Source organism: Arthrobacter sp. 9V (assembly GCF_902506065.1).
In the GTDB taxonomy this organism is placed as follows: domain Bacteria; phylum Actinomycetota; class Actinomycetes; order Actinomycetales; family Micrococcaceae; genus Arthrobacter.
Genome location: NZ_LR732912.1, coordinates 1,538,436 through 1,551,832 on the forward strand (window position 1 = coordinate 1,538,436; position 13,397 = coordinate 1,551,832).

13 protein-coding genes are annotated in these 13,397 nt (G+C 61.9%); 7 read left to right on the forward strand and 6 right to left on the reverse strand.

Annotated features, from left to right (window positions below; translation table 11 throughout):
• The first annotated feature begins 87 nt into the window (after positions 1 to 87).
• Positions 88 to 921, forward strand: coding sequence for a metal ABC transporter ATP-binding protein (locus tag BACI9J_RS07185; protein ID WP_201296531.1), 834 nt, complete (start codon positions 88 to 90; stop codon positions 919 to 921).
• The gene (locus BACI9J_RS07190; protein WP_159733783.1) at positions 922 to 1,812 is read left to right on the forward strand and encodes a metal ABC transporter permease; all 891 of its coding nucleotides are present in this window, start codon (positions 922 to 924) and stop codon (positions 1,810 to 1,812) included.
• On the opposite strand, the gene BACI9J_RS07195 is transcribed toward BACI9J_RS07190, so the two are convergent.
• On the reverse strand, positions 1,809 to 2,276 hold the full coding sequence (locus BACI9J_RS07195; protein ID WP_159733784.1) for a Fur family transcriptional regulator: 468 nt from the start codon (positions 2,274 to 2,276) through the stop codon (positions 1,809 to 1,811). The two genes, BACI9J_RS07190 and BACI9J_RS07195, sit on opposite strands and share 4 nt — an antisense overlap.
• 94 nt (positions 2,277 to 2,370) lie before the next feature.
• Here BACI9J_RS07195 and BACI9J_RS07200 point away from each other — a divergent pair, with 94 nt between their 5' ends.
• On the forward strand, positions 2,371 to 3,024 hold the full coding sequence (locus BACI9J_RS07200; protein WP_159733785.1) for an MBL fold metallo-hydrolase: 654 nt from the start codon (positions 2,371 to 2,373) through the stop codon (positions 3,022 to 3,024).
• On the opposite strand, the gene BACI9J_RS07205 is transcribed toward BACI9J_RS07200, so the two are convergent.
• Positions 3,021 to 4,103, reverse strand: a complete 1,083-nt coding sequence (locus BACI9J_RS07205; protein WP_159733786.1) for a PLP-dependent cysteine synthase family protein — start codon at positions 4,101 to 4,103, stop codon at positions 3,021 to 3,023. The genes BACI9J_RS07200 and BACI9J_RS07205 overlap by 4 nt on opposite strands.
• Before the next feature lie 93 nt (positions 4,104 to 4,196).
• Between BACI9J_RS07205 and BACI9J_RS07210 the strand changes: the two genes are divergently transcribed.
• Genes BACI9J_RS07210 through BACI9J_RS07220 form a run of 3 tightly spaced genes read left to right on the forward strand, consistent with a single transcriptional unit; the run spans position 4,197 to position 6,666 of the window.
• Entirely contained in the window at positions 4,197 to 5,096 is a 900-nt protein-coding gene (locus tag BACI9J_RS07210; protein WP_159736393.1) for a sulfurtransferase, read from the forward strand.
• Complete coding sequence (locus tag BACI9J_RS07215; protein WP_159733787.1) at positions 5,093 to 6,241, forward strand: NAD(P)-dependent alcohol dehydrogenase; 1,149 nt, start codon at positions 5,093 to 5,095, stop codon at positions 6,239 to 6,241. The genes BACI9J_RS07210 and BACI9J_RS07215 overlap by 4 nt, the downstream gene beginning before the upstream one ends.
• Positions 6,238 to 6,666 carry an HIT family protein gene (locus BACI9J_RS07220; RefSeq protein ID WP_159733788.1) on the forward strand — a complete coding sequence of 143 codons (429 nt, stop codon included), beginning with the start codon at positions 6,238 to 6,240 and terminating at the stop codon, positions 6,664 to 6,666. Before BACI9J_RS07215 ends, BACI9J_RS07220 begins: the two co-directional genes overlap by 4 nt.
• A 68-nt stretch (positions 6,667 to 6,734) precedes the next feature.
• Here the strand turns inward: BACI9J_RS07220 and hrpA are convergent, their stop codons facing one another.
• The 3 genes from hrpA to BACI9J_RS07235 form a co-directional block, all read right to left on the reverse strand.
• Positions 6,735 to 10,682, reverse strand: a complete 3,948-nt coding sequence (gene hrpA / locus BACI9J_RS07225; protein WP_159733789.1) for an ATP-dependent RNA helicase HrpA — start codon at positions 10,680 to 10,682, stop codon at positions 6,735 to 6,737.
• Positions 10,683 to 10,695: 13 nt separating this feature from the next.
• Complete coding sequence (locus BACI9J_RS07230; protein ID WP_159733790.1) at positions 10,696 to 11,688, reverse strand: helix-turn-helix transcriptional regulator; 993 nt, start codon at positions 11,686 to 11,688, stop codon at positions 10,696 to 10,698.
• 125 nt (positions 11,689 to 11,813) lie between these two features.
• Entirely contained in the window at positions 11,814 to 11,984 is a 171-nt protein-coding gene (locus BACI9J_RS07235; RefSeq protein WP_201296532.1) for a hypothetical protein, read from the reverse strand.
• 81 nt (positions 11,985 to 12,065) lie between these two features.
• Between BACI9J_RS07235 and BACI9J_RS07240 the strand changes: the two genes are divergently transcribed.
• Positions 12,066 to 13,034 (forward strand): GlxA family transcriptional regulator, encoded by a 969-nt coding sequence (locus BACI9J_RS07240; protein ID WP_159733791.1) that lies wholly within the window; start codon positions 12,066 to 12,068, stop codon positions 13,032 to 13,034.
• A 20-nt stretch (positions 13,035 to 13,054) separates the two neighbouring features.
• Here the strand turns inward: BACI9J_RS07240 and BACI9J_RS07245 are convergent, their stop codons facing one another.
• On the reverse strand, positions 13,055 to 13,357 hold the full coding sequence (locus BACI9J_RS07245; RefSeq protein ID WP_159733792.1) for a protealysin inhibitor emfourin: 303 nt from the start codon (positions 13,355 to 13,357) through the stop codon (positions 13,055 to 13,057).
• Positions 13,358 to 13,397: the final 40 nt, after the last annotated feature.

The following is a 13,397-nucleotide window of genomic DNA, read 5'->3' on the forward strand; positions in this document are numbered from 1 at the left end:
GATATTCAGGATGGCTGCGGGGCCTTTTCCCTGCCACCAGCCCGGTGGCCAGCACCAGCAGCACAACAACTGTGTTCCACGGAACGCATGGATCGAGGACAACTTTTGACACCGGTAGTGAGCCTCCGCGGAGCCAGCCTGCAGTTCGGCAAGAGGACACTCTGGCGGGACCTGGATCTGGACATCAACCCGGGCGAGTTCTTCGCTGTCCTTGGCCCCAACGGCAGCGGCAAGACGAGCTTCCTGAAAGTCCTGCTCGGATTGCAGGAACTACACTCCGGAACAGTGTCCTTGGGCGGCCACCCCGTGGTACGGGGAAGCAAAAGAATTGGTTACATACCTCAGCAAAAAGCGTTTGCACCGGACACTCCGCTGCGCGCCCGCGATCTGGTTGGACTGGGGATTGACGGGCACCGCTGGGGAATGCGGTTTGCCTCAAGCGCGATCAACCAGAGGATCGACCAACTACTGGGACAAGTCGGTGCGTCGGATTACGCCAGAGTGCCGGTGGGACAGTTATCCGGTGGAGAGCAACAGCGTCTCAGGGTGGCGCAGGCATTGGCTACCGAACCGCAGGTTCTCCTGTGCGATGAGCCGCTGCTCTCCTTGGATCTGCATCACCAGCAGGGTGTCAGTTCACTGATCAACAAGCAATGCCACGAGCGGAACAGTGCCGTTGTCTTTGTGACCCACGAAATCAACCCTGTGATCGACTACGTGGACCGTGTGCTCTACCTGGCCGGCGGCAAGTTCCGTGTGGGCACCCCTCAGGAAGTGATGACCACGGAAGTTCTCTCAGAGCTGTACGAGAGTCACGTGGAAGTCATCCACGCCAATGGAAGGATCGTGGTGGTGGGTCTCCCCGACGCAACCACGCACTTCCATGACGAAGCCCATGCAACCACCGGAGAGGAGTTCTAGGTGGACCTCGAGAGCATGCTGCAGACCATCTTCAACTTTGAAAACTACGGTGAATTGCTGGTCCTCGTCCAGAACTCCATATGGGCGGGTGCCGTGCTGGGGCTCCTGGGCGGGCTTATTGGTACGTTCGTGATGAAGCGGGACCTCGCTTTCGCAGTCCACGGTATCTCTGAGTTGTCTTTCGCCGGTGCGGCCTTTGCCCTGTTGATCGGAGCCGACATCATCTTCGGTTCCCTCATTGGCTCCGTGGCTGCCGCTGTGCTCCTGGGTTTCATGGGGGTAAGGGCGCGGGACAAGAACTCGATCATTGGTGTGATCATGCCGTTCGGACTTGGCCTTGGCATCTTGTTTCTGGCGCTTTATGAGGGCCGCGCGGCTAATAAATTCGGTCTGCTGACGGGGCAGATCGTTTCAGTTGACACGGTGCAACTTCAAGTCCTCGCCGGCACGGCTGTTGTGGTGATGATTGCGTTGGCGGCTATCTGGCGCCCGCTGAACTTCGCCAGCGTGGACCCGGAAATGGCCGAGGCCCGGGGCGTCCCTGTGCGCGGCCTGGCAATCGGGTTCATGGTGCTGTTGGGTGTCAGTGTGGCCTTGTCCATCCAGATTGTTGGCGCGTTGCTGGTGCTGGCCTTGCTGATCACTCCGGCGGCCGCTGCGCTAAGGGTTACAACATCGCCCCGGCTGGTGGTGCTGTTGAGCGTGGTCTTCGCAATGACGGCCACAGTGGGTGGAATTCTCCTTGCTCTCGGCAGCCGGATTCCCATCAGTCCTTACGTCACCACGCTCTCGTTCCTGATCTACGTGGTGTGCCGGGTGATCGGACGGGTCCGTGCCAACAAGGGCTTGAACGGCCGCGTGTCCCGGGACCAGCCTGCAGGCGCCCTCTAAAGCTCTCCTGCTGCTTTCCTGGCAGTGCAATCGGCGCATAGCCCGAAGATTTCCACGGTGTGCGCCACCTCGGTAAAGCCATGTTCAGCAGCGGTCCGGGCAGCCCAGGTCTCGACGGCGGGCGCTTCGACTTCTTCGGCCTTGCCGCAGTTGCGGCACAGCAAGTGGTGGTGGTGGCCGGTGACCGCGCATCGCCGATATACGGCCTCGCCGTCCCCGTTTCGAAGGACATCAATAAGTCCGTCGTCAGCCAAGGACTGCAGGATCCGGTAGGCAGTGGCAAGCGAAACTGAGATCCCCTTGTTCTGCAGCAGCCGGTAGAGCTCCTGGGTGCTGACGAAGTCATCCAATTCGTCCAGGGCGGCACTGACGGCCAAGCGTTGCTTGGTGACGCGCTGCTCCTTCACACCGCTGGTGGCCGGCGTTGCGGTGCCGGTCGTGGCGGAATTGGTGCCTTGTGGCATTGAAAGACTCACTTCCCTGGGGATGCTGGCAAACCCCAATTTTACCAGCAGGGGAGGCTTGGAAACTGTCAGTGGGCGCCCATAGGCTGTCTCCATGAAGCTCACCAAGTACACCCACGCCTGTGTCCGGTTGGAGAAAGAGGGAAGGGTCCTGGTGCTCGATCCCGGGACGTTCTCTGAGTCTGAGGAAGCATTGAGCGGGGCCCACGCCGTACTTGTCACGCATGAGCACAATGACCACATCGATCAGACGGCGGTGCTGGCAGCTTTGCGCAGCAACAACGCACTGGAGGTCCATGCGCCGTCAGGGGTGGCCGCCGCGCTGCAGGAAAACGCAGATGTGGCCGATCGGGTGCATACCGTCGAGCCTGGCTCGGGCTTTGAAGCGGCAGGGTTCAACATACGGACATTCGGGGGACAACATGCCCTCATCCACGCACAAATCCCGGTGGTAGCGAACATCGGATATCTGGTGGATGAGAACGTCTTCCACCCGGGGGACTCGTTTGTAGTCCCTGATGGAATCGAGGTCCAAACCCTCCTTGTTCCCATCCATGCTCCGTGGTCCAAGGTGGGCGAAGTGGTGGACTTCGTCATCTCCGTCCGTGCTCCCAGGGCCTTCCCGGTCCACGACGGATTGCTCAACGAACTCGGCCGCGGGATTGTTGAAGGCCATGTAACCCGGATCGGTGCCCGCTACGGAACCCGATATGAGCGTCTTGTACCGCGCGACTCAGTAGAGGTCTAACCGGTCCAGAGTCCCGTGGTGTGGAACCGCTCCAGGGCCGCCTCGTGAGGTGCGGGGTCCAGGCCTTTCGCAGCCAGCCACCCGGCGTCGTTGTAGCTGCCCGCGTAACGGTCGCCGGCGTCGCACATGAGTGAAACGATGCTGCCCCGGCGACCCTCCGCCACCATGGCGGCCATCAGTTGCCAAACGCCCCAAAGGTTGGTCCCCGTGGATGGCCCTGCGTGCAGGCCGGTGAGTTTGTGCAGGTGCCGCATGGCAGCCACAGAGGCGGCGTCGGGCACTTGGATCATGTGATCGATCACTGCCGGGACGAAGCTTGGCTCAGACCTGGGCCGGCCGATCCCTTCGATCCTGGACGGCAGGCCTGTGGCGGCAGCCGCGTCCCCATCCCGCCAGGCCGGGTAGAAGGCGGAGTTCTCGGGATCCACTACGGCCAGGCGGGTGCTATGCCGGTTGTATCGAAGATAGCGGCCAATGGTGGCGCTGGTACCGCCCGTGCCTGCGCCCACCACAATCCATTCCGGAACGGGGTGCTCTTCCAAAGAGAGTTGCTCAAAGATCGATTCCGCGATGTTGTTGTTGCCGCGCCAATCCGTTGCCCGCTCCGCGTAAGTGAACTGATCCATGTAGTAGCCGCCGGAAGTTTTTGCGGTCTCCTCTGCTACTGCGTAGACCTCCGAAGCATGGTCCACCAGCAGGCACGCACCGCCAAACTCTTCGATCAGGGCGATCTTCTCCGGACTGGTGGTCTTGGTCATGACCGCGATGAACGGCAGGCCGATCAGTCGGGCAAAGTAGGCCTCGGATACCGCAGTGCTCCCGCTTGAGGCTTCCACGATTGTGGTGCCTTCGGTGATCCAGCCGTTGACCAGGCCGTAGAGGAACAAGGACCGGGCCAAACGGTGCTTAAGGCTGCCGGATCTGTGGGTTGACTCGTCCTTCAGGTACAGGTGCACTCCCCAGTGCTCCGGGAGCGGAACCGCGTAAAGGTGGGTGTCGGCCGAACGGTTGTTCTCGGCCTCGATCTTGCGGATGGCCTCGTTGGCCCATGCCCTGTCCTGAATACACGAATTGCTCACCGCATAAGCCTAATGTCTCCGGCGGATGAGCCTAGGCTGGAGACCGGGTGCCGGCAGCAAGGGCACCCATGCCGAAGGAATGAAGGAGAAATGATGGCCACGTTGATGAGTGCCTCGGCACTGGGCCAGCGGCTCGAAACCGGGGAGCGCACTGTCATCCTCGACGTCCGCTGGGTCTTGGGCCGAACGGATGGGCACGCTGAGTACCGGAGCGCCCATCTCCCGGGCGCGGTGTTCGTGGATCTGCCCACAGAGCTGGCTGACCACGCAGAGCCGGCGCTGGGCCGCCACCCTTTGCCCGCCCGTGAGCGCTTTGAGGATTCCGCGCGGAAATGGGGCATCAACGACGGCGACACCGTAGTGGCCTACGACAACAGCGGCAGCATGGCCGCGGCACGTGTTTGGTGGATGTTGCGGAATGCGGGCTTTGACTCTGTGTACCTGCTCGACGGCGGCCTGGCCGCCTGGCGTACGGCCGGCTATCCGGTGGAGTCAGGTGAGGTGCGTCCCGGCGTCGGGAATGTCACCTTGGGTGAGGGTCGCATGCCGGCCATCACGGAGCAGGAGGCCGGGCAGTGGCACCGCGACGGTGTGCTGCTGGACGCCAGGGCAGGGGAGCGGTACCGGGGCGAGGTGGAACCTATCGATCCCAGGGCCGGGCATATACCGGGCGCAGTCAGCGCGCCGACCACGGAGAACGTCACCGCTGACGGCACCTTCCTTCCCGTGGAGGAGCTGCGGCGGCGCTTTGAGGAGCTGGGCCTGGATCAGTCGTCCAGGGTGGCCGTTTATTGCGGGTCCGGCGTGACGGCATCCCATGAGATCGCCGCACTGGAGATCGCAGGATACCGGGCTGCACTGTATCCAGGCTCGTTCTCGCAATGGTCCAACAATGCTTTGAACGATATTGCTGTGGGCAGCACGCCTCTTGGCGTCCAAGCCCCTGGCCCAAGTGGCACGACCACGGCTTCCGGGAGTAGCGTCGGAGCATGACACCCGGACGCCCTGTGCCCCCGCCCCTCGCCAAACCCGTCACGCCGGAAACAAAAGGGGACCGGCCCGGAACGCTGGCGGCAGCCTACGGTGCTACCTCGCCGGAGAGTGGTTTGGTGCCGCTGACTGTTGAACGCCGAAACCCCACAGCCGACGACGTAGAGATCGCCATCGAATTTTGCGGTCTGTGCCACTCTGACGTGCACGCAACGCGCGGTGAATGGCGGGTTCCTCCCTACCCGTTGATTCCAGGTCACGAAATAGTTGGCCGAGTATCCCGTGTGGGCTCCGCTGTTGAGGATTTCGCCCCGGGCGACCGCGTGGGCGTTGGCTGCATGGTGGACTCCTGCCGCGAGTGCGAGAGCTGCCTTGAGGGACTGGAGCAGTACTGCGAGCGGGGCAATGTGGGCACCTACGGTGCGGCGGATCCGCGGCAGGGCGAGCAAATCACCCAAGGCGGCTACTCGACGTCGGTGGTGGTGGACAAGCGCTTTGTGCTAAGGGTCCCGGATGCGCTGGATCCGGCAGCAGCGGCGCCACTGTTATGTGCGGGAATCACCACGTACTCTCCGCTTCGGTATTTCGAGGTCGAAGAAGGCGACTCCGTGGGTGTTGTGGGTTTGGGTGGCTTGGGGCACATGGCCGTCAAGATCGCCAAGGCCATGGGAGCCGAGGTCACCGTCTTCACTACGTCTGAGTCAAAGTTCGAGGCTGCCAGGGAATTGGGTGCGGACCACGTGGTCCTGTCCAAGGATGCAGAGGCCATGGAAGCTGCCAACCGGAGCATCGACGTCATCATAGACACCGTGGCAGCCCCTCATGATCTCAACCCCTATTTCCGGACCCTTCGCCTGGATGGGGCCCTCTTCCAGTTGGGGCTTCCCGCCGATGACATGCCACCGGTCAGCCCCGGCCTGCTCATTCGGAGACGACTCGCTTATGCGGGCTCGTTGATCGGCGGGATCGAGGAAACGCAGGAAATGCTGGACTTCTGCGCAGAGCACGGGGTTGTGAGCGACATTGAGATGGTTGAAGCCGGCCAACTCAACGAAGCGTACGACCGTATGGTGGCCGGGGACGTGAAGTACCGCTTCGTACTGGACACCGCAACACTTCAGGAACCAGCCGAAAGGGCAGACGCATGAGCACGCTCTTCACCAAGATCATCAACGGGGAAATTCCGGGGCGCTTCGTCTGGAAGGACGAGGAGGTGGTGGCATTCCTGACCATCTCACCCATCACGCAAGGGCACACCCTGGTGGTGCCCCGCGAAGAAGTGGATTCCTGGACGCAGGCCAGCCCTGAGTTGCTGGCCAAGGTCATGGATGTGGCGCAGCGCATCGGGAAAGTGCAGGAGTCTCTCTTCAACGCCAAGCGGGTGGGCGTGTTGATGGAAGGTTTCGAGGTGGACCATCTGCACGTCCATGTATGGCCGGCGTATTCCACGGCGGATTTTGAACTCCACAACGTGGACCACAACCCGGATCCCGCCATCATGGACGCCACCGCAGTGAAGCTTCGCGCGGCTTTACGCGATGCTGGCCATGGGGACGCCGTCCCTGAGGGCTGAGTCACTACAACGGGCAGAGTTAACCCGGCGGTGCTTTTAGCACCGCCGGGTTTTTCGTGCCTGTGGGTCTACGCCGGCGCCAGAGCCTGGTTCAGTGCTGTGCGGATGCGCTTCTCCGACACCGAGTAGGCCGTGCCCAGCTCAACTGCGAAGAGGCTCACCCGCAGCTCTTCAATCATCCAGCGCACGCGGGTTAACTCCGTGCCGGCGCGTCGTCCCGGGAGCAGCGCGGACACGGCGTCGTCGTAGTCGTCCTCCAACGCCTGAACCACGGCCATGTTCAGGCCATCGCGTTGGACATTGCCGGGAAGTTTTTCCAGCCGTTTCTCGATTCCCTGGAGGTAACGCGGCAATTGACTAAGCTGTCCATAGCCCGTCTGTGCCACAAAACCAGGGAACACCAGTTGCTCCAGTTGGCTCTTCATGTCATTGAGGGCGCTGATCAGATGCAGGCTGGTGTTGGACTTCAGCTGCTTCTGAATGCGCCGCGTACTGGCCAAAATGCGTTCGACGACGGCTGTCACTGTGAAGACCGTATCAATCAGTTCTGCCCGGACAACCTCGTATAAAGCATCGAAGGCTTCCTTGTTCCACGGCAGATCCTGGGGAACCAATTTGTCGATTGCTGCCAGTGCGCAGTCCGCGATGAGTGCGCTCACGGAACCATGCGGGTTCTGGCTGAACGTCAATTTCTCCGTGTTGCTGAGGTGTTCCAGCACGTACCGGTCAGGTGGCGGGATCCGCAGGGCGAGCAGCCGGATGACACCGGCCCGCATGGCGGCTTCCTGTTCCTGCCGGGTCTGGAAAACCCGAAGCCCAACGGACTTTCCTTCGTCCACAATGGCAGGGAAACCTGTGACTCTATGCCCCTTGACGGTTCGCGTCACCTGACGCTCCATGGTGCCGAAGTCCCACGTGGTGATGCCGCCGCGTTCGGCAAGCAATCCATCGCCGGCGCGGGTTTCTCCGGCGGCAGGCGTGTTGCCGTTGGGCGTGCCTGTCCTATCCGTTCCCTTGCCACCCTTGGCGCGGGACGTCGTCGCGGGCGTGGCGCCGAGCGATTCAGCGATTGCACGGCGGGTAGCCGGTGCCAGCTTTTCCTGGAGTTCGGCAAGATCTTTACCTTCATCAAGTACCTTGCCGCGGCTGTCCACCACCTTGAAGCTCACCCGCAGGTGCGGCGGTACGGCTTCCCAGTTCCAGGATCCGGGGGGAATGACGTGCCCGCGGAGCCGGCGAAGGACCAGTTCCAAGGAGGGCTCAAGTTCGTCGGTGGCGGGATCGAAGTCAGCTTCCAGTGCAGCTGTTGCTTGCCTCGCAACATCCGGGGCAGGCACGAAATTCTTCCGGACCTGCTTGGGCAACGATTTGATGAGGGCCGTCACCAGCTCTACCCGTTGGCCGGGGATCTGCCAGCGGAAGGGGGAGTCATCCATCTGGTTGAGGAACAACACAGGAACTTCAGCGGTGACGCCATCGGAGGGATTGGGGGCCGAGCCGGGCGCCACAGGGTGGAACTCGTAGCTCAACGGGAGCTCGAAGCCCTTGTGGTGCCAACTCTTTGGATATGCGGAGTCGTCCAGTGCCTCGGCATCCTCGCTCATCAGCAACGATTGGTCGAAGTCCAGGAGATCGGGGTCGGACTGGCGGGCGTCCTTCCACCACTTGTCAAAGTGCCGCTCGGAGACCACTTCCTTGCCCACCCGGGCGTCGTAGAACTCGAAAAGCGTCTGATCGTCCACCAGGATGTCCCGGCGCCTCATGCGGGTTTCGAGTTCTTCGATCTCCTGGAGCAAGGCGCGGTTCCGGTGGAAGAATTTATGGTGGGTTTTCCACTCGCCCTCCACCAGGGCATGGCGGATAAACAATTCGCGCGACAACTCCGGATCGACGCGCCCGTAGTTGACACGGCGGTTGGGGATGATGGGTACGCCGTACAGCGTCACTTTCTCGTGGGCCATGACGGCGCCCTGCCGGGAAGACCAATGCGGTTCACTGTAGGACCGCTTCACCAGGTCCGGGGCTACCTGCTCGGCCCATAGGGGATCGAACTTGGCGGCAACTCTAGCCCAGAGGCGGCTTGTTTCCACCAGTTCCGCCGCCATGACGAACGTGGGCGATTTCTTGAACAGCGCTGAACCAGGGAAAATCGCAAAGCGGCTTCCGCGGGCACCGGCGTACTCACGCTTGCGCTCATCCAGGAGGCCGATGTGGCTCAGCAAGCCGGAAAGCAGGCTGATGTGGATGCCCTCATAGTTCCCCACCGGATCAGCTTCGCGCTTGTTGTCCAGCGCGATGCCGAGGGGTTTGGCCATCTGCCGGAGTTGGGTGAAAAGGTCCTGCCACTCACGGACACGCAGGTAATTGATGAACTCGTTGCGGCACAGCTTACGGAACTGTGTGGAAGAGAGCTCGCGCTGCTTTTCCTGGATGTAGTTCCACAAGTTCAGGAAGCCGGTGAAGTCCGACAACTCATCGCGGAAACGTGCATGCTTCTCAGCAGCCAACTGTTGCTTGTCCGTGGGCCGTTCCCTGGGGTCCTGAATGGTGAGGGCAGCCGCCAGGATCATGACCTCGCGGACACAGCCGCGCTTGCCCGCTTCCACAATCATCCGGCCCAACCGCGGATCCACCGGCAGCTGTGCAAGTTTCTGCCCTACGGCGGTCAGTCCACTGCCGCTGCGACCGTTGCCGCCGGCGTCACCGGACTTGGGAGAGGTCAAGGCGCCGAGTTCACGCAGGAGCGTGACGCCGTCGTTGATGGCCCGTGAGTCCGGTGGCTCCACGAAGGGGAAGTTCTCTACGTCTTTGGGTCCACGGGCAACGCCCATGGCGGTCATCTGCAGGATGACGGCAGCGAGGTTGGTCCGGAGGATCTCAGGATCCGTGAACAGCGGACGCGACTCGAAGTCCTCCTCTGAGTACAAGCGGATTGCAATGCCCTCGGACACGCGCCCGCAGCGGCCTGAGCGCTGGTTGGCCGAGGCCTGGGAAACACGCTCAATGGGAAGCCGCTGGACTTTGGTCCGGTGCGAGTAACGGGAAATACGGGCGGTACCGGTGTCGATCACATATTTGATGCCGGGTACGGTCAGCGACGTCTCGGCAACGTTGGTGGCCAGGATGATGCGTCGTTTTCCACCGGGGTTGAACACTCGGTGCTGTTCCTGCAGGCTCAAACGGGCAAAGAGGGGCAGGACTTCCGTCCCGGCAAGGCGCCTGTTTGTTTGGATACGGCCGTTGATCGCCTCGGCGGCATCCCGGATTTCGCGTTCTCCGGAGAAGAAGATGAGGATGTCGCCCGGTGCTTCCTTGGCGAGCTCGTCCACTGCGTCGCACACAGCGTCCAGGGGATCGCGGTCCTCTTCGAGTTCGTCATCCGAGGTGTCGTCGTCCCCGCCCGCAGGTTGGGAAAGGGGCCGGTATCGGATCTCCACCGGATATGTTCGTCCGGACACTTCGATGATCGGCGCTGGATCTTCCTCGCTGCCGAAGTGCTTGGCGAAACGTTGGGGATCGATCGTGGCCGAGGTGATGATGACCTTGAGGTCCGGGCGCTGGGGGAGGATGCGCTTGAGGTAGCCCAGAATGAAGTCGATGTTGAGGCTGCGCTCATGGGCCTCGTCGATGATGATGGTGCTGTACTTCCGCAGCAGTTTGTCCCGCTGGATCTCCGCGAGGAGGATGCCGTCGGTCATCAGCTTGATCTTGGTGGATGCGCTGACTTCGCCGGTGAACCGGACCTGGAAGCCCACTTCCTGGCCAATCTCCACATCCAGTTCAGAGGCGATTCGCTCGGCTACAGTACGGGCTGCCAGCCGGCGTGGCTGGGTGTGCCCGATCAGGCCCTTGTCTCCAAGGCCAAGTTCGAGGCACATCTTGGGGATCTGGGTGGTCTTACCCGAGCCGGTCTCGCCGGCAATGATGGTCACCTGGTTTGCGGCAATGGCCGCCATCAGATCCTCGCGGCGCTCGGAGACGGGCAGCTCTGCGGGGTAGGAAATATGAAGTGTCATGGCTGCTGCCAGTCTACTGTGGCTGCGGTTCGGCGTCCGCGGTGTCCGTCACAGTACCGGCTGCGGCGCTCAGGCGGTGCGAAAGTTCCATGGCATAGGACTTGAATTCACCCGGCTCAAGGATCTCGAAGTCCATGTCCAGCGCTGCCAGATACGCCGCCGGGGCTGCCAGATTGTCCCATCCGGACCGCAGCATGGTGGCCTTGGGGCCGTCGGCTGCAAGGGTGGCGTACTGGGAATTGACGACGGCGGCCACCTCGGCCAGGGGCGCGCGGAGCCGCACCACGACGTCGAATCTGTACGGCGAGCGGGTGATCGACTGCTGCACGTAGGCGGCGAGGTCCTCCGCGGGCAGGGGGCGCGGGGTGTACTTTTTGCGTTCAGATGGCAGGGATGCCAGACGGTCAGCCCGGAAAGTCCGCCAATCCTCCCGCTCAACATCCCAAGCCACCAAGTACCAGCGACGGCCGGTGTCCACCAACCTGTAGGGCTCCACCAGCCGGCGTGCAGACTCGCCGTCGGACTTGACGTAGTCGAAGGAGATTTGCCGCCTGTCTGAAATCGCGGCCGAAACTACGGTCAGTTGTTGAGGATCAACGGTTCCCGCGTTGCTGGGGAGGGTGGTGACTGCGGCTTTCAACATTGCGAACTTGGGTCGCAGCCGCGACGGCAGTACTTGCTCCAGCTTCGCCAACGCGCGGACTGAGGCCTCGCCAATGCCGGCAACAGGACCTGCGGCCACAGAGTTCAATCCCAAGGCTACTGCCAGTGCCTCATTGTCATCGAGCAGCAATGGAGGGAGCTGCGCACCTGCACCAAGTTGGTAGCCGCCCGCGATTCCAGGGGATGCGTGAATGGGATATCCCAGATTGCGCAGTTTGTCGATGTCGCGCCGAACGGTCCGCTCCGTCACGCCCATACGGTCAGCAAGCGCCGGTCCCGTCCATTCCCTGCGCACCTGCAACAGCGATAGCAATTGGAGGAGTCGGGCGGAGGTTTGGATCATGCAAGTGAATCTAGTCCATGTGCGTTCAGCATGGAGGACCGCCGCATCCGGGGATGGATTCGGCGCGCCAGCCGCGGCCGGAGGCGGCCGCGGCTGAAGACATGAGTGCAGTGGACCGGCATGTCCTAGTAGATGCGGGGGTTCCAGTACGGGGTGCTGGGAGCGTCGAATGCGCTCCATGCTTCCTTGGACGTGATGGGCGGGTTGTGTCCGCGGCCATCCTTCAGTAAGGCCGAAATGGTGGCAGCGATCGCGGTGATGAGGACTATGAAGAGGATGATTCCGAAGATTTCCATACCTCCAGCCTGCTCTTGTGGAAGACCAAGAAACAGTGGCAGAAATGCCCCATTTAGATAATTTTCTGCCACACTGGAGTTATGTTGAAATCGGTGGCGGTGATCGTTGTCCCCAACTTCTCGGTCTTCGAATTTGGAACGGCATTCGAGGTTTTTGGCATCGACCGATCGGATCGCGGTGTCGGGGTGCCGGCCTTCGATTTCCGGGTGGTTGCCCCGGAACCGGGCGACGTCCAGATGAAGTCCGGACTGTCGCTTCACGTAAACCTGGGCCTCGAAGCAGCAGCCGATGCAGACCTTGTCATCATGGCGCCGTTCGGCCGGGACCAGGAAATTCCCGAGTCGGTTTTGGAAGCCCTGCGGGCGGCCCATGAGCGGGGTGCGTGGGTGATGTCCATTTGCTCCGGAGCGTATGCTCTGGCACGCGCCGGGCTTCTGGACGGTCGCCGATGCACCACGCACTGGCACTATTCCCAGGATCTGGCGAGCCGTTATCCGACCGCGATCGTGGATGAAAACGTCCTCTATGTGCAGGACGGAACCATCATCACCAGCGCGGGAACGGCCGCCGGGATCGACGCATGCCTCCACCTTGTCCGTGAGGAGTTGGGGGCGAATGTGGCTGCGGCCATAGCGCGGGACATGGTGGTACCCCCGCATCGCGACGGTGGACAGGCCCAGTTCATCGACAGACCAATGCCCCGCTGTGGTTCCGCGCCAATGGAAGCGCTGCTGCGCTGGATGGTGGAACACCTCGACGAGGAGCACAGCGTGAACGATCTGGCTGGACGGCTCCATATGTCGCCCAGGACGTTCGCCCGAAAATTCCGGGCTGAAACCGGAGCGACCCCGGCAGCCTGGCTGAACTCCCAACGCGTGCTGCGTGCGCAGGAACTATTGGAAACCACCGAGCTTAACATCGATGAAATTGCCAGGGAGGCAGGGTTCGGACATTCGGTGCTGCTCCGGCACCATTTCACCAAAGTGCTGGACACGAGTCCCCAAAGTTACCGGCGTGCCTTCCGCGGGCAATTGGCAGAAGCCATCTGAGCCAGCCGAATTGCCGGGGACTAGCCGCGGCTGCCCAGCTGGCCCCGTGACTCTGATCCTTCAGCTTTGGCGCATTCCACCAGTTCCTGCCAAGGGCCGGTGACAGCACGGTCCGGGAGAGTGGCACGGCGTTGGCCTGCCCTGATGGAGTACATGAAGCGGTCAGGCTCGTTGGCTGCCCGCGACTGGCTTTTGGCTTCATCCCAAGGGCAAGCCTCCACGATCGGAACCCATCGATCTTTGTCATCGGGGGAGACCGCGTCCACGCTCCAGACGCGAGTCATCGCTGCAATTCCCCCACTGCGTTGGACCGTGATCTTCATGACCGGCTGCTTCTCGTTCTTTTGCTCCGTAGCCAGCCAA

Bases quoted from the DNA above. Each gene is read 5' to 3' on its own strand.
- BACI9J_RS07185 (WP_201296531.1), top strand. From the start codon at position 88: ATGGATCGAGGACAACTTTTGACACCGGTAGTGAGCCTCCGCGGAGCC.
- BACI9J_RS07195 (WP_159733784.1), bottom strand. From the start codon at position 2,276: ATGCCACAAGGCACCAATTCCGCCACGACCGGCACCGCAACGCCGGCC.
- BACI9J_RS07200 (WP_159733785.1), top strand. From the start codon at position 2,371: ATGAAGCTCACCAAGTACACCCACGCCTGTGTCCGGTTGGAGAAAGAG.
- BACI9J_RS07210 (WP_159736393.1), top strand. From the start codon at position 4,197: ATGGCCACGTTGATGAGTGCCTCGGCACTGGGCCAGCGGCTCGAAACC.
- BACI9J_RS07215 (WP_159733787.1), top strand. From the start codon at position 5,093: ATGACACCCGGACGCCCTGTGCCCCCGCCCCTCGCCAAACCCGTCACG.
- BACI9J_RS07220 (WP_159733788.1), top strand. From the start codon at position 6,238: ATGAGCACGCTCTTCACCAAGATCATCAACGGGGAAATTCCGGGGCGC.
- hrpA (WP_159733789.1), bottom strand. From the start codon at position 10,682: ATGACACTTCATATTTCCTACCCCGCAGAGCTGCCCGTCTCCGAGCGC.
- BACI9J_RS07230 (WP_159733790.1), bottom strand. From the start codon at position 11,688: ATGATCCAAACCTCCGCCCGACTCCTCCAATTGCTATCGCTGTTGCAG.
- BACI9J_RS07235 (WP_201296532.1), bottom strand. From the start codon at position 11,984: ATGGAAATCTTCGGAATCATCCTCTTCATAGTCCTCATCACCGCGATC.
- BACI9J_RS07240 (WP_159733791.1), top strand. From the start codon at position 12,066: ATGTTGAAATCGGTGGCGGTGATCGTTGTCCCCAACTTCTCGGTCTTC.
- BACI9J_RS07245 (WP_159733792.1), bottom strand. From the start codon at position 13,357: ATGAAGATCACGGTCCAACGCAGTGGGGGAATTGCAGCGATGACTCGC.